The organism is Monashia sp. HAY1-11D (assembly GCF_056868035.1).
In genome coordinates, this window is the sequence record NZ_CP200320.1 from 1,931,571 (window position 1) to 1,947,217 (window position 15,647).

The following is a 15,647-nucleotide window of genomic DNA, read 5'->3' on the forward strand; positions in this document are numbered from 1 at the left end:
CTGCCGACGCGTCCGCCCCTGGCCCAGCGGCTGCGCGGATACCAGAACCGCAACGTGTGGTTCTGGCTCTTCGTCGGCCCCTTCGTCCTCGGGCTCGTCGTCTTCGTCTACGTGCCGATCGCCTGGTCGATCTACCTGTCGTTCTTCGACGCGTACAACACGGTGACCCCGACGACGTTCGTCGGCGCCGCGAACTACCTCGACATGCTGCGCGACCCGGCCTTCCGCAGCAGCCTGCTCACCTTCGTCGCGTTCGCCGTCTTCATCGTGCCGACGACGTTCGTCCTCTCGCTCGGGGCGGCACTGCTCGTGGCCCGGACGCGGGTCATGCAGGCGTTCTTCCGCTCGGTGTTCTTCCTCCCGACGGCCTGCTCGTACGTCGTCGCGGCCCTCGTGTGGAAGATGTCGATCTTCAGCGGCATCCGCTCCGGCCTGGCCAACGCGGTCCTCGGCTGGTTCGGCGTCGACACGATCCCGTGGCTCAGCCTCGCCGACCCGCCCTGGTACTGGCTCGTCATCGTCACGGCCCGGCTCTGGCTGCAGGTCGGCTTCTACATGATCCTGTTCCTCGCCGGCATCCAGCGGATCAGCCCGACGCTCTACGAGGCGGCGGCCATCGACGGCGCCGAGGGCTGGAAGGTCTTCCGCCACATCACCCTGCCGCAGCTGCGGGCGACGTCGACGGCGGTGCTGCTGCTCCTGCTCGTCAACGCGTTCCAGGCCTTCGACGAGTTCTACAACATCCTCTCGACGTTCGGCACCTACCCGCCGTACGCCCGGCCGCCGCTCGTCTACCTCTACTACACGGCGCTCGGCTCGGGCCAGGACTTCGGCCACGGGTCGGCCGGCGCCGTCATCCTCACGCTCATCATCGCCGTCGTCGCCGTCGTGCAGGGCCGGCTGCTGCGCATCGGGGACGTGGAGGCCTGATGGCCGTCGTCCGCAGCCGGGGCCGGTCCCGCGCCACCGGGTGGGCCCGCTACAGCGCGCTCGTCATCGCGGCACTGCTGTTCCTCGTGCCGTTCTACCTCGTCGTCCGCAGCGCCTTCATGCGCGAGCAGGACCTGTCCTCGCCGGACTTCCACTGGCTGCCGCCGCACTGGAACACCGCCAACCTCACCGACCTGTTCGCCAACCCCGCCATCCCGATGGCCCGCTCGCTGCTCAACTCCGGCCTCATCGCCGTGACCCAGACCATCGGGGTCCTCGTCGTATCGGGTCTGGCCGGCTACGGCCTCGCCCGCATCCCGTACCGCTGGTCCAACGCCGTCTTCTACTCGATCACCGCGACGCTGCTCATCCCCGCGGCCGTGACCTTCGTGCCGAGCTTCGTCCTCGTCTCGACGCTCGGCTGGATCTCCACGCTGCGCGGCCTCATCATCCCCGGGCTGTTCCAGGCGCTCGCGACGTTCCTGTTCCGGCAGTTCTTCCTGAACTTCCCCCGGGAGATCGAGGAGGCCGCCTTCATCGACGGCCTGTCCTACTGGGGGACGTTCTGGCGCATCGTCGTGCCGAACTCGATGGGGTTCGTCGCCGCCATCGGCACCATCACCTTCATCGGCTCGTGGAACGCCTTCCTCTGGCCGCTCGTCATCGGCCGCGACCAGGAGTCGTGGACCGTGCAGATCGCCCTGTCGACGTTCCTCACCGCGCAGTCGGTGCAGGTGAGCCAGCTGTTCATGGCCGCGCTCGTCGCCATCCTGCCGCTGCTGCTCATGTTCCTGTTCCTGCAGCGCTGGATCGTCGAGGGTGTCGAGCGCACCGGCATCGCCGGCGACTGACGCGTCCGGCGACTGACGCGTCCCGCGGGCCGACGCGTCCCGCGAGCTACGCGTCCGCGGGGCGACGCGGCCCGCGGGGCACGCGTCCGGCGAGCTACGGCATCCGGTCGGGGAGGTCGAGCGTGTGCGCGCCCCGGCTGGCCTTCGTCGCCAGGTAGTGCACGTTGGCCGGCGAGAGGTGGACGCCGGTCGGCACGAGCCCGGTCACCTCGATGCCGAGACGCTCGAGCTGGGCCGGCTTGTCGGGGTTGTTCGTCAGCACCCGGACGCGCGGCACGTCGAGGGCGAGCAGCATCTGGGCGGCGACGGTGTAGTCGCGCTCGTCGGCGCCGAAGCCGAGGGCGAGGTTGGCCTGGTAGGTGTCGAGGCCGCGGTCCTGCAGCACGTAGGCGTCGAGCTTCGGGTAGAGCCCGATGCCCCGCCCCTCCTGGCGCAGGTAGAGCAGGTAACCGCCGCTCGATGCGAGGCGGCGGACCGCCTCGTGCAGCTGCGGCCCGCAGTCGCAGCGCTGGCTGCCGAAGACGTCACCCGTCAGGCACTCGCTGTGTAGCCGGACGAGCGGGGCCGAGTGCGGGCGGTGCGGTCCAGCGGAGGCGGCCGGGTCGGCGAGGTCGCCGAGGGCGAGGGCGACGTGCTCGAGCCCGTCCACCAGGCCGGTGAAGGTGTGCGCGAGAGCCGTGGTCGTGAACCCGTCAGCGAGCGCGAGCGGCACCACGACCGCCGTGCGGACGGTCGCGGGTGGGGGCGTCGGACCCAGGAGGGGGTCGCTGCCCATGGCCTCGCTCACGGATCCTCCGTCCGGGCGGGGTCGGGACGTGACGACAGCCCGTAGCGCAGCAGCACGACGTCGCCGATCTGGCGCACCTCGGCCAGCTCGGCCCGCCGCTGCGGGTTGAACGGGAAGGCGGCGTCGCCGACGAACCGGGTGGCGCGCGAGCTGCCGACGAAGAACGGCGCGACGACCAGCTGCAGCTCGTCGGCGAGGTCGGCGGCCAGCACCTGGGTGTGCACCGTGCCGCCGCCTTCGACCATGAGCCGCCGGACGCCACGCGCCGCCAGGTCTGCCCAGACACCGTGGAGGTCGCACGAGTTGCCCGCGTCGACGACGGTCGCGCGGTGGCCGATCCGCGAACGGGCCCCCTCGACGACCGGTGACGTGCAGTAGACGAGCTTCTCGGCGCCGTCGTCGGCGAAGAAGCGAGCCCCGGGGTCGAGGTCGGCGCAGCGGGTCAGCGTCACCTTCGTCGGTGACGCGGGCAGCCCGTGGGCGACGCGCTCGGCGCGGCGGGACGCCGAGCGGACGAGCAGGCGGGGGTCGTCGTGACGGATCGTGCCGGCCCCGACGAGGATCGCGTCGGACGCGGCGCGCTCGGCGTCGACCCGGTCGAAGTCGGCGTCGTTGGACAGGAGCAGACGCTGCGGGGACGGGGCGTCGAGGTAGCCGTCGATCGACATGCCGCAGCTGAGCACGACGTACGGACGCGCCGGCGCCTGCGCCCCCGCGGGCGTCGGCCCACGACTGGTCTCGGCGGCGGGGGTGAGGGCCTCAGGCATGCGCGCCTCCCGCGACGGCGTCGACGCGACGCGTCCGGTGGGCACGTCCTCGGAGCAGCAGGACCGCTGCGCCCGGCAGGCTGGCCACGAGCACCAGTCCACCGTAGACGACGGCGACCACGACGCCCTGCCCTGCGCCGAGCCCGACCACGCCGAAGGCCCACGCGGCGGCACCCTCGCGCGGTCCCCAGCCGGCGACGTTGAGGGGCACCGCGGCCGCGAGCAGCACGACGAGCGCCACGGGCACGACCCGCACCGGCGGCACGGCCACCCCCGCGGCGCGCGCGGCCAGGACGAACGTGCCGACGTGGCCCGCGACGGCGAGGGCCGAGGCAGCCACCACGCCCGGCCACACCCGTCGGGCGAGGAGCCCACGGCGGAGGTCGGAGCGCGCGGCCCGGACGATCCGTGCCGCACGGGTGGCACTGCCGGGCAGCCGAACCCGAAGGACGAGCAGGACGGCCGCCGCGGCCACACCACCCGCGAGCGCCAGGAGCACGACGTGCCCCTCGACCCACGCCCGCAGCGGTGACGGCACGGCGACGAGGGCGGTGACGGCCAGCCCCGCCTGCACCACCTGCCCGGCGGCCCGCTCCCACACCACGGCGCGGACGCCGCGGCCGAGGTCCCCGGACGACCGGCCGTGCGACACCGCACGGTGCACGTCACCCGCGACGCCGGCCGGCAGCGTCACGTTGAGGAACTGCGCCCGGTAGGACGCCGCGACGGCGTGCGGGAGCGACAGGTGCAGCCCGAGGCCCCGCGCCACGAGGACCCACCGCCACGCCGCGCACACCGTCGTCACGACCGTGACGGCGACCGCCGCGAGGACGGCGGGGACCAGGGCGGCGGCGTCGACGTGACGGACGGCGTCGGCGACCGGTCCCCGACCGACGCGCCACGCGAGCACCGCCACGAGCACGGCCACACCGAGCGGCCGCACCCACCGCCGCGCTCGCACCATCTGCGTCTCCTCCGCACACCGAGGTCGTCGACGCCGTGGCGGCGCCACCCCCGAGGACGCCGCCCGGGCCTGCCGGGTTCAGCGCCGACGCGTCCCGCGACGGTCAGGGCGTCAGCGTCGCAAGGGCGTCGGCGACCGTCAGCGCGGTGTCCGACCACGGCCTCAGGGCGTTGCGGCGGTCCACCGCCGCCCGCCTGAGCCGGTCGCGCGTGGCGGCATCGGTCAGCCAGGTCCGCAGCGCGCGGGCGAGGGCCGACGCGTTGCCGACGGGCACGAGCAGCCCGGGCAGGTCCCGGGCCCGCTCTCGGGCTCGGTCCGTGCCGGCCAGCGTCCGGGGCAGGCCGCCGGCGTCGGTGGCCACGACGGGCAGGCCACGGGCGAGGGCCTCGGTGACGGCCATGCCGTACGTCTCGAGCCGCGACGGCTGCACGAGCAGGTCGGCCGCGGCGTACGTCCGTTCGAGGTCGTCGGGCCCGAGCGGACCGGTGAAGGCGACGCGGTCGCCGATCCCCAGCTCGCGCGCCCGGCGGCGGACCTCCGCGGCGAACGACGCCTCGACCTCGCGGGAACCCGCCACGACGCAGTCCCAGGACAGGCCGGCGAGTGACCCGAGCGCCTCGACGAGCACGTCGTGGCCCTTGAGCGCGGTCACCGCACCGACGCACAACAGCGACCCGCCCCCGGCCGTGCCGAGCGCGAGGGCCGCCGGGTCGGCCCCCGGCTCTGCGACGTGGACGCGCGCCGCGTCGAGTCGGTGCAGCCGGAGCAGCCGGTCGCGCGACCAGGTACTCGTCACCACGACGGCCGAGGCCGCCGCGAGCACCGCACGCTCGGGCTCGCCGCCGAGCGGCAGGTGGACGAGGACGACGAGGGGCGCTCGACGGGCGAGCGGGACGAGGACCTCGGGCGAGCGCGACGCGAGCAGGCCGTCGACGATGACCGGTGCACCGGACCGGACGCGTCCGACGGCGTCGGCGAGCGACCGCCGCGCCACGGCGTCGGGCTCGGGCCAGCGTCCGGCCACGAGATGCTCCTCGACGGTCCAGCCGAGGGCGGTCATACCGGCCACGAGGCGCCGGTCGTAGGTGTTGCCGCCGCTGGGTCGCGCCGGGTCGCGCACGGCGTCGGGCACGACGACGTGGAGGGCGGGCACCCTCAGCCCCTCACAGGGAGCGCTCGTACGAGGCCCAGGCCACGTGCGACTCGTGCAGCGTCACGACGAGGGCGGTGAGCCGGCAAGGCTCGGTGCCGAGCGCACCGGACGCCACCCGCTCGGCGAGCCGGTCGGCGACCAGCCGCGCGAGGACCTCGGTCGAGGTGTTGCGCCCGAGGCCGGGGTCGTCGTCGAGGTTGCGGTAGCTCAGCGCACCGACGACCTCGCGCACCTGCTCGGTGGCCAGGCCGATGTCGAGGAGGATGCCGTCGGCGTCGAGCTCGGGGCCGCGGAAGGTCGCGTCGACGACGAACGTCGCGCCGTGCAGCCGCTGCGCCGGGCCGAACCGCTCACCCTCGAAGCTGTGGGCGACCATCATGTGGTCGCGGACGGTGACGCCGAACATCGTTACCCCGCTTGGTCGGTGGAGCTGTCGGTGGAGCTGGTGGTGGAGCTGTCGGTGGAGCTGGTGGTCGCGCTGGTGGTCGAGCCGGTGGTCGCGTACGTGATGACGTGGCAGAGGGCCGCGAGGCTGCCGTCGGCGAGTCGCGGGAGCACCTCGGGCAGGTCCTCGAACGGCGAGCTGCCGGAGACGAGGGCGTCGAAGGCGTCGTCCCGCAGCAGGCCGAGGGCGAGGGCGAGGCGCTCGGACGTCGTGTACCGCGAGCGTCGCGCCGGCGCGACAACGCCCACCTGGCTGGCCCGGATGCCGAGCCGTCGCGAGTGGAACGCGCCGCCGAGCGCCACCTGCACCGTCGCATCGCCGTACCAGCTCAGCTCGAGCACCGTGCCCTCCGGCCGGAGCAGGTCGAGGGCGGTCTGCAGGCCCGCCGACGTGGCGCTCGCGTGCACGACGAGGTCGCAGGAACCGCTCGGCAGACCCTCCTCCGGTCGGACGAAGCCGACACCGAGCCGCTCGGCCGTCGAGGCCTTCGACGCGTCGACGTCGACGAGCGTGACGTCCACGCCCGGGAAGCGGGCGAGCAGCCGGGCGACGCTGCAGCCGACCATGCCCGCGCCGACGACGGCCACCCGGTCGCCGAGCAGGGGCGGTGCGTCCCACAGCGCGTTGACCGCGGTCTCGACGGTGCCGGCCAGGACGGCTCGCTGCGCCGGCACCCCGTCGGGCACGACGACGACCGCGGACGCGGGCACGACGTACGCGGTCTGGTGCGGGTGCAGGCAGAAGACGGTGCGGCCGCGCAGGGCTGCTGGTCCCTCCTCGACGATGCCGACGGACAGGTAGCCGTACTTGACCGGCGCGGGAAAGTCTCCGGCCTGGAACGGCGCCCGCATCGCGTCCCGCTGGCTGGGTGGCACGGCGCCACGGAAGACCAGCGTCTCGGTGCCGCGACTGACCCCGGAGCACAGCGCGCGCACGAGCACCTCCTCGGGCCCGGGGGCCGACAGCGTCTCGGGCCGGACCTCGCCCCTGCCCGGCTCGGCCAGCCAGAACGCCCGTGCCTGCGTCGTCACGGCGTCAGACTAACCACGGCCGCCCGGCACGACGCGCGCGAACCGGCCGCGCGGCGCAGGATGGCGCTCGAGAGCGGGTGAACCCGGCCGGTGTCGACGGCGTCCTTGCGTGCGACGCGAGCCGGGTGCTCGCCCGACGAGCCGGAGGTGGCGTGAGACGCACAGTTCCCCCGGGCCCGATGGTCGGGCTCGTCAGCGCCGTCGTCCTCGTCGGCGTCCTGAGGGCCGTCCTGGGTCTCGGCGCGGCGGGCACGTGGGTCGGGATAGCCTGTGCCACCGGGCTGTTCGTCCTCGTGGCCGACGGGCTCACGCGGACCGGACGACGGACGCCCGGGCCCGCGGACCGCGTCACCCTGGCCCGCGCGGTGCTGATCTGCGCCGTCGCCGCCCTCGTCGCCGACGCGGCCACCGCGGGTGAGGCAGCAGGCAGCGGCCCGCTGGCCCTCGCGACCCTCGTGGGGCTGGCCTCGCTCGCGCTCGTCCTCGACGCCCTCGACGGACGCGTCGCCCGCCGAACCGGCACCGTCAGCACGTTCGGCGCGCGGTTCGACATGGAGGCCGACGCGTTCCTCATCCTCGTCCTCGCCGTGCACGTCGCCCGCGGCCTCGGCTGGTGGGTGCTCGCCGTCGGGGCGGCGCGCTACCTGCTGCTCGCGGCCCAGCGGCTGGCGCCGTGGCTGCGCGGCGCCGTGCCGGCCCGCCGGTGGCGCAAGGCCGTCGCCGCCCAGCAGGGCATCGGACTCACCGCTGCGGCCTCGGGCCTGCTCCCCGAGGCGGTCGCCGCCGCCGTCGTCGGCGTGGGCCTGGCCGCGCTCGCCGTGTCGTTCGGCACGGAGGCGAGCACGCTCTGGCGTCGGCGCACCGAGGTGCCCGTCAGCCGCCCGGTCGTCCCCGAGTCGCCTCTGACGTTCGTCGGGGCAGCCGACCCGGGGATCCCCCTGCCACCGCGGACGACCCGATGAGAGAAGACGTGCCGCAGCGTCGCCGACGCTTTCGCCTCGGCGCCGGTGGACGCGTCGCGCGAGTCGCCCGCGCTGCGCTGACGCTCGTCTCGGTCCTCGTCGTCTGGGTCGCCCTGACCGCCCCGCCGTCGCTGGTCCACGTGAGCCCGTGGGCCCTGCTGCGCGTGCCGGTCGAGGGACTGGTGCTCGGGGCCCTCGTGCTCGCCGTGCCCCGCCGGACGGGGCGGTGGGTCCGCCGTTGGATCCTCCCGCCGGTCGGGGTGCTCCTCGCGGTGCTCCTGCTCGTCCGGGCCCTCGACCTCGTCTTCCGCGACGTCTTCTTCTACCGCCCCTTCAACCTCCTCAGCGACTGGCGCTACGCGTCGTCGGGCGTCGAGCTCGTGCAGGACGCGTCCGGCCCCGTCGTCGCGACGCTGGCCACGGTCGGGACCGGGCTGCTGCTCGTCGGGGTGCTCCTCACCGTGCCGTTGGCGCTGCGCCGGGTCGCCCGCATCGCCGACGGGCACCGCACCGCCGCGCGCCGCGTCCTCGTGGCCCTGACCGGAGTCTGGGTCGTGGCCGCGGTGTCCGGCGCGGCACTCGGCCCCGGGCTGCCGGTCGCGGCGTCGAGCTCGGCGGCGCTCGCCGACGAGCAGGCCCGCAAGGCCGTCCACGACCTGCGCGACCGCGCCGCCTTCGCGACCGACATCCGCACCGACCCGCTGGCCGGCGCCGACCCGTCCACCATGCTCCGTGCCCTTCACGGCAAGGATGTCGTCGTCGTCTTCGTCGAGAGCTACGGCAAGGTCGCCGTCGACGCCCCCCTCGTCGAGCAGGCGCTGGTGTCCGGCACGAAGACCCTTGCCACGCAGGGCTACTCGATGCGCACCGCGTGGCTGACGTCACCGACGTTCGGGGGTTTCAGCTGGCTGGCCCACTCGAGCATCCAGTCCGGGCTGTGGGTCGACAGCCAGCCCCGCTACGACCAGCTCGTGACGACGAACCGCCTCACCCTGAGCCGCGTCTTCTCCCGGGCGGGGTGGCGCACCGTCGACGTCATCCCCGCGAACCGGCACGATTGGCCCGAGGGGCGCGACTTCTACGGCTACGACCGCGTCTACGACGCCCGGACGCTCGGCTACCGCGGCCCCGGGTTCGGCTACGCGCCGATGCCGGACCAGTACACGCTGTCGGCGTTCGACCGCCTCGAGCTCGCGCCGTCGCCGCGGCGGCCGGTCCTCGCCGAGGTCGACCTCGTGACGAGCCACATCCCGTGGGCTCCGCTGCCGCGGCTCGTCGAGTGGTCGACGCTCGGCGACGGCTCGGTCCTCGCCGCGCAGGTCGGGCAGGCCACGCCGCGGGAGGTGGTGTGGCGCACGGACGCCGGGGTCCGCGACGCGTACGCCCAGAGCGTCGCCTACTCCCTCGACAGCGTCGTGTCGTGGCTGACCAACACCCGTGACGACAACCTGGTCGTCCTCGTCCTCGGCGACCACCAGCCGGCCAGCGTCGTCTCGGGCGACGACGCGTCCCACGACGTCCCCGTCGCGCTGCTGACCCGCGACCGGGGCGTCATCGACCGCGTGGCGGCGTGGGGCTGGCAGGACGGCCTGCGCCCCGCGGACAGCGCGCCGGTCTGGCCGATGAGCGTGGTGCGCGACCGCGTCCTCACCTCGTTCCGCTGACCGCCCCAAGGGACCGGACCGGCGACTGAACCGACCCGCGGCACGGGACGTCCTCACCTATGACCACCGAACAGCGGGCCGAGCCGACGGCTGGCTGCGACGCAGAAGGGAGGGTCAGCATGACCCTGCGACTCGTGGGTGCCGTGGCGCTGCTCGTCTCCGCCGCCGTGCACCTCTACCTGTGGTTCAACGGTGTGCGCGACCAGACCGTCGGGCCGATGTTCCTCGTCAACGTCGTGGCCGGCATCGTCATCGCCGGGCTGCTCGTTTGGTGGCGGCACTGGCTCGCGGCCTTCCTCACGCTCGGCTTCGGGGCGGCGACGCTCGGCGCGTTCACGATCGCCTCGACGGTCGGCCTGCTCGGGGTCCACACGGAGTGGCGCGGCGGGTCGGTCTGGGCGGCCGCCATCGCCGAGATCGTGTGCATCGTCATCGGTGCCGCCCTGCTCGTGCGCCAGCGCGGCGAGGTGATGCACTCCCCGGCGCACCGCGGCAGCCACGCCTGAGGCGCTCGCGCGCAGAGCGAGAGACCGACCGCCGCCCTAGGGTGGGGCCATGGCATCGGTGAGGCAGGTGCAGGTGACCTTCGACTGCGCGGACCCCGAGCGCGTGGGCCGGTTCTGGTGCGAGGTGCTCGGCTACGTCGTGCCGGACCCGCCGCCGGGGTTCGACTCGTGGGACGCGTTCGACCGGTCGCTGCCGCCCGAGCGGCAGGGGTCGGCGTTCGCCGTCCAGGACCCCACGGGCGTGGGCCCGCGGCTGTTCTTCCAGAAGGTCCCCGAGGGCAAGGTCGTCAAGAACCGGGTGCACCTCGACGTGCGCGTCGGCACCGGTCTCGTCGGGCAGGAGCGCCTCGACGCGCTCGAGGCCGAGGCGGTGCGGCTCGAGGCCCTCGGGGCCTCGCGGGTGCAGCTGCTCGTCGCGGACGGCTTCAACGAGTCGTGCCAGGTCATGCAGGACGTCGAGGGCAACGAGTTCTGCCTGGACTGACCTCGGGGGCCGTCGGCCTCAGCCGACCTTGGCCACGGTCAGGAGCACCGCGGAGTCCTCGAGCGCCTCGAGCGAGTGCCGCGCGTCCGGAACGACGAGCAGGTCACCGGGCGCCCCCTCCCACGCGGCTCCGTCGGTGCTGAGGCGCACGCGTCCGCGCAGGACGTGCACCGTGGCCTCGCCGGGGTTCTCGTGTTCGGCCAGCGACTGCCCGGCCGTCAGGGCGATGACGGTCTGGCGCAGCACGTGCTCGTGGCCGCCGTAGACCGTGTCGGCGCTGCGGCCGTTGGAGGCCTGGGCGGCGCGTTCGAGCAGCTCCCGGGCGAGGGCGGTCAGCGACGACTTCTCCATGGGCACACCCTGTCACCGCTGCGCCCTGGCGTCGACGGTCCGCCTTCCCCAGAGGGGCGCGCATCCTCCAGCGATGTGCGTTGCGAGCTGCACCCCTGCGGGAAGCGTGCACTCCTGCGTCGAGGGTGCACCGCTTCCGGAGAATGCACCGAGGCACCGGCGTGGAACCGGTGCACGGACGGGGAACGGGGGCCGGCGTCAGTCGAGGTCGTGGACGTCGGCGCGGCGGGCGATCGTCGCGGTCGCCCGGCGGCAGGCCATCGTCGGCACCCGCGGCACGATGTCGTCGAGGAAGCCGTACCGGCGCCGCAGCGACCGGTGGTACGCGTCGTCGGTCGCGTCGGCGGCCAGGGCGGTCCACCAGTCGGCGAGGTCGCCCCAGCCCGGGGCCGCGAGCGAGCCGCCGTACTGCTGCAGCGCGAGGCCCGCGCACAGCGTCGCGAACAGCATCCGCTGCTCGAGCGGCCACTCCGCGAGCGTCCCGACGAGCAGGGCCGCGCCGAAGACGTCGCCGGCGCCGGTCGGGTCCACCTCCTCGACGCGCAGCGACGGCACGCGCGCCTCCTCGCCGGTGCGCTGGTCGATGCCGACGGCCCCGTTGGCCCCGTCGGTGACCACCGCGACCTGCACGCGGTCGGCGAGCGCGTAGAGGGCCTCGACGGTCGACCGGGTGCCGGTGTAGGCCATCGCCTCGACGGCGTTGGGCATGAAGACGTCGCACCGGCCCAGCCGCTCGAGCACCTCGGGCGACCAGCGCTCCTTGGAGTCCCAGCCGACGTCGGCGAACACGAGCGCGCCGTCGGCGCGGGCCCGGTCGACCCACGTGCTCGCCGCGCCGAACGCCTCGTCCTCGGCGAGGTCGACCATGACGGCGCGCGTCCGCGGCGGGGTGCCGATGAGCTCGCTCGCGGGCACGGGCGAGGGGTGGCCGTGCGAGACCATGCTGCGGTCGCGGTCCATCGACATCGACACCGTGACCGGGCTGTGCCAGTCGGCGAACCGCCGGCTGCGCGACAGGTCGATGCCCTCCTGCTCCTCGAGGGTGCGCCAGCAGAAGTCGCCGTAGTCGTCGTCGCTGAAGGCGGCGGCCAGCGACGTGCGCAGGCCGAGCCGACGGGTCGCGACCGCGAGGTTGGCGATGCCGCCGGGACACGACGCGAGCCCCTCGGCCCACACCTCGGTGCCCGGCGCGGGCGCCGTCGGCAGGCCGGCGAAGATCATGTCGAGGAAGACCGTCCCCCAGACGAAGACGTCGACGTCCGGCCCGGTGGCGGCGCGCCGGGCGGCGAGCGGGTCGAAGGCGGAGCTCGTCGGCATCGGAACCATGCTGCCATCCACGGCGACCCTGTTAGCGTCGGTTCGGTGAGGACGCGATGAGGCTGGTCGTGCTCGGTGGCGGGGGCTTCCGCGTCCCGCTCGTCCACGGCGCGCTCCTCGGCGACCGCACGGCCGACGCGTCCCGACGCGTCACCGAGGTCGTCCTGCACGACACCGACGCCTCGCGCCTCGACGTCGTGCGCCGCGTCCTCGACGCCCAGGCGCGGGGCCGCGCGGGCGTCACCGCTGCGTCCGGCGGGTCCGGCGCGTCCGAGGGCGCGCCCCCGCCGACCGTCCGGGCGACCACCGACCTCGACGCCGCGCTCGACGGCGCCGACTTCGTGTTCTCGGCGATCCGGGTCGGCGGGCTCGAGGGGCGCACCGCCGACGAGCGCATCGCCCTCGACCTCGGGCTGCTCGGCCAGGAGACCACCGGTCCGGGCGGCGTCGGCTACGGGCTGCGGACCGTGCCGGTCGCGGTCGACGTCGCCCAGCGCGTGGCCCGCCTCGCGCCGGACGCCTGGGTCATCAACTTCACCAACCCCGCCGGCCTGGTCACCCAGGCCATGCAGCAGGTGCTCGGCGAGCGCGTCGTCGGCATCTGCGACTCCCCGCTCGGCCTCGCCAAGCGTGCCGCGGGGGCGCTCGGGCACCGGCTCGACGACGTCGAGATCGACTACGCCGGCCTCAACCACCTCGGCTGGCTCGCCGGCCTGCGTGTCGACGGGCGTGACGTGCTGCCCGACCTCCTCGCCGACCCGGCGCGCCTCGGCGGCATCGAGGAGGGCCACCTCTTCGGCGTCGACTGGCTCCAGACGCTCGGGGCCCTGCCCAACGAGTACCTCTGGTACTACTACTTCACCCGCGACGCCGTCGCGCTGATCACGGCCGCGACCGAGACGCGCGGCGAGTACCTCGTCCGTCAGCAGGCGCAGTTCTACACGGCGGCAAGCGAGTCGGTGGACCCGTTCGCCGTCTGGGATGCCGTTCGACGCGAGCGCAACGCCACGTACATGCAGGAGACCCGCACCGAGGACGGCGACGAGCGCGACGAATCCGACGTCGAGGGCGGCGGCTACGAGGGCGTGGCCCTCGCGCTCATGGCGGCGATCGCCCGCGACGAGCCGGCCCGGCTCATCCTCAACGTCCGCAACGGCACGACGCTGCCCGGCCTGCCCGAGGACGCCGTCGTCGAGGTGCCCTGCGCCGTCGACGCGTCCGGCCCGCGGCCGCTGCCCGTGACGCCGCTGGCCGGGTCGGCGCTCGGCCTGGCCCAGCAGGTCAAGGCCGTCGACGAGCTCGTCGTGCGGGCCGCTCGCGAGGGGTCGGCGCGGCTCGCCGTCGAGGCGTTCGCGCTGCACCCGCTCGTCGACTCCGTCACCGTGGCGTGGCAGCTGCTCGACGGCTACCGCCGCCGGCTTCCCCGCTTCTACGACGCGCTGCGCTGACCGCCGCCCGTTCTCGTCCGCTGCCGTCGGCTCTCAGGGCAGTCGGTAGGTGCCCGAGCCCGGCAGGAGAACGCCGTTGCGTTCGGTGAACGAGACGAGCAGTGTCGCGGGCGCGGCACCTGGCTGGGGCGTCACCTCCACGACGAGCAGTCCCGGACGCAGGGTGTGGTCGAAGGTGCTCACCGGGCTGGACACGTGCTCGAACGGACGCCCACCGTGGAGGTCGCGCACGGAGGTGACCAGCCAGCCGGTGGGCGCCACGATCGAGGCCCGGTACCCGCGATCGGCGCTCGGCTCGAACGTCAGCACCACGGTCACGCCGGCGACCACGGTCGTGGGTGGCGGGGCCGTCGCCGGGGTCGTCGACGGGGTCGTCGACAGGGTCCCCGGTCCCGGACGCGTCGTCGGCGGAGACGTCGGGATCGTCGGGCCGGTCGTCGTGCCCCGCGGCTGGCGTGCCGGCCGCGTCGCGAGGGCGAGCCTCGACGCGTCGACGACGGCTCCCCGCGAGCCCACCAGCAGCTCGGCCTCGCTGATGGTCTCGACGGCTGCCGCGGCCGCCGTGCGCCCGGCCCGGGGGCCGGGAACGCCGAGGACGATGCCGGGGAACGCCCGCGTGGCCGAGTCGGCGACCGGGGGTGAGGCCGACGCCGGCGGCCGGACCCCTGCGGCCATCGGGGCCGGCGGCGTGCCGCGTCCGAGCAGCCCGAGCACGGCCAGGAGGCCGGCCACGACCACCGCTGCCGCGCCCCCGACGAGGGCGAGGGGCAGGTCGACGCGTCGGGTGCCCGAGGCCTCCGACGCGTCGGACGCCGACGGCGCGGCCGCCGGCCGGCCCTCGACCCCGTGCTGGGCGGCGAGAGTCCCAGCCCCGGCGGCGCCGGAGGCGGCGCCCCCGGCGGCCCCCGTTCCCGAACCGGCGGCGCCTCGACCGGTGGCACCGACGACACCGGCGGCGCCGAAGACACCCGGCAGCAGGAGCGGACCGACGCCCGAACGGATCGTCTCGTTGACGTCGACGAGCCCGACGACCGCCGCCCGGCAGCGCTCGCACGTGTCGAGGTGGTCATCGACCCGGGCACGGTCGCGGGCCGACAGCCCGTCGCGGACGTACCCGCCGAGCAGGCGTCGCACGGCACGGCACTCGCCCTCGGGGGCCCGCACCAGGAGCTCACCGAGGTAGGCCTGGCGCAGGCGCTCGCGGGCCCGTTTGCCCCGGCTGGCGACGCCGTTCGCGGTCGTGCCGAGCACGGGCGCGAGCTCGGCCGGGCGCTGCTCGTGCACGACGAGGCGCCACAACAGGTCGCGGGCCTCGCCCGGGAGTGACTGCCATGCGGCCCAGACGGCGTCACGGTCGGCGGCGCCGACGGCCAGCTCCTCGGCGGAGGGCTCGTCCGGGGCGTCGAGGTCCTGCTCCTCCCCGCTCAGGACGACGCGCGCCCGGTAGCGGCGGCCGAGGTCGATGGCGAGGCGACGCACGGTGCTCAGCAGGTAGGGCCGGAACGCGGCGTCGGGCCCACCGCCGGACCGGATGGCCCGGAGGGTCCGGGTGAAGGCCTCGCTGGCGAGGTCGTCGGCGTCGCTCGGGCCCGCGACGCGGCCGGCGAGCTGCCGGGCCGCGTCGACGTGCCGGCGCCACAGTGCCTCGTACGCGGCGTCGTCACCGGCCCGGACCCGGTCGACGAGCACGGCGTCGGTCGGCTCCTCGCGGTGCTCCTCCTGAGGTCCTGCCACGTCCTGCGCCGCTCCCTGTCCCGCGTCTCCGGGGCCGCCGCTCGTCCGAGGGCCCAGGTGGGAAGACGCCCGAGGGACCGGATCATGTCGCGGTTCGCCGACCTTGACCAGAGGCCGCGACCGATTCGGGCCGTTCACGGTGTTTCGCGACATGGTCCCGCAGGTGCGGCGTCCCTCCCGGTGTGAGCCCGTGGCGCTGGGGGACTGCGCCCGGGCTCACCGCGCGGTCGGGCGCCGACGGGGCCTCGACCGT

16 protein-coding genes are annotated in these 15,647 nt (G+C 74.8%); 7 read left to right on the forward strand and 9 right to left on the reverse strand.

The window, feature by feature from the left end; translation table 11 throughout:
- Positions 1-54 precede the first annotated feature (54 nt).
- Together AC1VM9_RS08945 and AC1VM9_RS08950 are read left to right on the forward strand one after the other, a co-directional pair.
- Positions 55-930 (forward strand): carbohydrate ABC transporter permease, encoded by an 876-nt coding sequence (locus AC1VM9_RS08945; protein ID WP_483122360.1) that lies wholly within the window; start codon positions 55-57, stop codon positions 928-930.
- Positions 930-1,781, forward strand: a complete 852-nt coding sequence (locus AC1VM9_RS08950; protein ID WP_481347202.1) for a carbohydrate ABC transporter permease — start codon at positions 930-932, stop codon at positions 1,779-1,781. The genes AC1VM9_RS08945 and AC1VM9_RS08950 overlap by 1 nt, the downstream gene beginning before the upstream one ends.
- Before the next feature lie 94 nt (positions 1,782-1,875).
- On the opposite strand, the gene AC1VM9_RS08955 is transcribed toward AC1VM9_RS08950, so the two are convergent.
- The 6 genes from AC1VM9_RS08955 to AC1VM9_RS08980 all read right to left on the reverse strand — a co-directional run bounded on the left by AC1VM9_RS08955 (position 1,876) and on the right by AC1VM9_RS08980 (position 6,928).
- Positions 1,876-2,568, reverse strand: a complete 693-nt coding sequence (locus AC1VM9_RS08955; RefSeq protein ID WP_481347201.1) for a GTP cyclohydrolase II — start codon at positions 2,566-2,568, stop codon at positions 1,876-1,878.
- Positions 2,565-3,335 (reverse strand): RibD family protein, encoded by a 771-nt coding sequence (locus tag AC1VM9_RS08960; RefSeq protein WP_483122361.1) that lies wholly within the window; start codon positions 3,333-3,335, stop codon positions 2,565-2,567. Before AC1VM9_RS08960 ends, AC1VM9_RS08955 begins: the two co-directional genes overlap by 4 nt.
- Positions 3,328-4,299 carry a lysylphosphatidylglycerol synthase domain-containing protein gene (locus AC1VM9_RS08965; RefSeq protein ID WP_483122362.1) on the reverse strand — a complete coding sequence of 324 codons (972 nt, stop codon included), beginning with the start codon at positions 4,297-4,299 and terminating at the stop codon, positions 3,328-3,330. Before AC1VM9_RS08965 ends, AC1VM9_RS08960 begins: the two co-directional genes overlap by 8 nt.
- Positions 4,300-4,402: 103 nt before the next feature.
- Entirely contained in the window at positions 4,403-5,452 is a 1,050-nt protein-coding gene (locus AC1VM9_RS08970) for a glycosyltransferase (protein ID WP_483122364.1), read from the reverse strand.
- 10 nt (positions 5,453-5,462) lie between these two features.
- Positions 5,463-5,858 (reverse strand): 6-pyruvoyl trahydropterin synthase family protein, encoded by a 396-nt coding sequence (locus AC1VM9_RS08975; protein WP_483122365.1) that lies wholly within the window; start codon positions 5,856-5,858, stop codon positions 5,463-5,465.
- A gap of 2 nt (positions 5,859-5,860) precedes the next feature.
- Positions 5,861-6,928 (reverse strand): zinc-dependent alcohol dehydrogenase, encoded by a 1,068-nt coding sequence (locus AC1VM9_RS08980; protein ID WP_483122366.1) that lies wholly within the window; start codon positions 6,926-6,928, stop codon positions 5,861-5,863.
- 152 nt (positions 6,929-7,080) lie between these two features.
- Here AC1VM9_RS08980 and AC1VM9_RS08985 point away from each other — a divergent pair, with 152 nt between their 5' ends.
- The 4 genes from AC1VM9_RS08985 (at position 7,081) to AC1VM9_RS09000 (ending at position 10,544) form a co-directional block, all read left to right on the forward strand.
- The gene (locus AC1VM9_RS08985) at positions 7,081-7,890 is read left to right on the forward strand and encodes a CDP-alcohol phosphatidyltransferase family protein (protein WP_483122367.1); all 810 of its coding nucleotides are present in this window, start codon (positions 7,081-7,083) and stop codon (positions 7,888-7,890) included.
- The gene (locus tag AC1VM9_RS08990; RefSeq protein WP_483122369.1) at positions 7,887-9,554 is read left to right on the forward strand and encodes an alkaline phosphatase family protein; all 1,668 of its coding nucleotides are present in this window, start codon (positions 7,887-7,889) and stop codon (positions 9,552-9,554) included. The genes AC1VM9_RS08985 and AC1VM9_RS08990 overlap by 4 nt, the downstream gene beginning before the upstream one ends.
- 119 nt (positions 9,555-9,673) lie before the next feature.
- Positions 9,674-10,060 (forward strand): hypothetical protein, encoded by a 387-nt coding sequence (locus tag AC1VM9_RS08995; RefSeq protein WP_481343278.1) that lies wholly within the window; start codon positions 9,674-9,676, stop codon positions 10,058-10,060.
- A 49-nt stretch (positions 10,061-10,109) separates the two neighbouring features.
- Complete coding sequence (locus AC1VM9_RS09000; protein WP_481343279.1) at positions 10,110-10,544, forward strand: VOC family protein; 435 nt, start codon at positions 10,110-10,112, stop codon at positions 10,542-10,544.
- A gap of 18 nt (positions 10,545-10,562) precedes the next feature.
- On the opposite strand, the gene AC1VM9_RS09005 is transcribed toward AC1VM9_RS09000, so the two are convergent.
- Together AC1VM9_RS09005 and AC1VM9_RS09010 are read right to left on the reverse strand one after the other, a co-directional pair.
- A complete protein-coding gene (locus AC1VM9_RS09005; protein ID WP_481343280.1) occupies positions 10,563-10,895 on the reverse strand; it encodes a cupin domain-containing protein in 333 nt (110 codons plus the stop codon).
- Between the two features lie 198 nt (positions 10,896-11,093).
- On the reverse strand, positions 11,094-12,212 hold the full coding sequence (locus AC1VM9_RS09010) for a carbohydrate kinase family protein (protein WP_481343281.1): 1,119 nt from the start codon (positions 12,210-12,212) through the stop codon (positions 11,094-11,096).
- A gap of 56 nt (positions 12,213-12,268) precedes the next feature.
- Between AC1VM9_RS09010 and AC1VM9_RS09015 the strand changes: the two genes are divergently transcribed.
- Positions 12,269-13,660 (forward strand): 6-phospho-beta-glucosidase, encoded by a 1,392-nt coding sequence (locus AC1VM9_RS09015; protein WP_483122370.1) that lies wholly within the window; start codon positions 12,269-12,271, stop codon positions 13,658-13,660.
- Positions 13,661-13,693: 33 nt separating this feature from the next.
- Here the strand turns inward: AC1VM9_RS09015 and AC1VM9_RS09020 are convergent, their stop codons facing one another.
- The gene (locus AC1VM9_RS09020) at positions 13,694-15,394 is read right to left on the reverse strand and encodes a sigma-70 family RNA polymerase sigma factor (protein WP_483122371.1); all 1,701 of its coding nucleotides are present in this window, start codon (positions 15,392-15,394) and stop codon (positions 13,694-13,696) included.
- Between the last annotated feature and the right edge of the window lie 253 nt (positions 15,395-15,647).

Bases quoted from the DNA above. Each gene is read 5' to 3' on its own strand.
- AC1VM9_RS09005 (WP_481343280.1), bottom strand. From the start codon at position 10,895: ATGGAGAAGTCGTCGCTGACCGCCCTCGCCCGGGAGCTGCTCGAACGC.
- AC1VM9_RS08990 (WP_483122369.1), top strand. From the start codon at position 7,887: ATGAGAGAAGACGTGCCGCAGCGTCGCCGACGCTTTCGCCTCGGCGCC.
- AC1VM9_RS09010 (WP_481343281.1), bottom strand. From the start codon at position 12,212: ATGCCGACGAGCTCCGCCTTCGACCCGCTCGCCGCCCGGCGCGCCGCC.
- AC1VM9_RS09015 (WP_483122370.1), top strand. From the start codon at position 12,269: ATGAGGCTGGTCGTGCTCGGTGGCGGGGGCTTCCGCGTCCCGCTCGTC.
- AC1VM9_RS08995 (WP_481343278.1), top strand. From the start codon at position 9,674: ATGACCCTGCGACTCGTGGGTGCCGTGGCGCTGCTCGTCTCCGCCGCC.
- AC1VM9_RS09000 (WP_481343279.1), top strand. From the start codon at position 10,110: ATGGCATCGGTGAGGCAGGTGCAGGTGACCTTCGACTGCGCGGACCCC.
- AC1VM9_RS08960 (WP_483122361.1), bottom strand. From the start codon at position 3,335: ATGCCTGAGGCCCTCACCCCCGCCGCCGAGACCAGTCGTGGGCCGACG.
- AC1VM9_RS08965 (WP_483122362.1), bottom strand. From the start codon at position 4,299: ATGGTGCGAGCGCGGCGGTGGGTGCGGCCGCTCGGTGTGGCCGTGCTC.
- AC1VM9_RS08950 (WP_481347202.1), top strand. From the start codon at position 930: ATGGCCGTCGTCCGCAGCCGGGGCCGGTCCCGCGCCACCGGGTGGGCC.
- AC1VM9_RS08975 (WP_483122365.1), bottom strand. From the start codon at position 5,858: ATGTTCGGCGTCACCGTCCGCGACCACATGATGGTCGCCCACAGCTTC.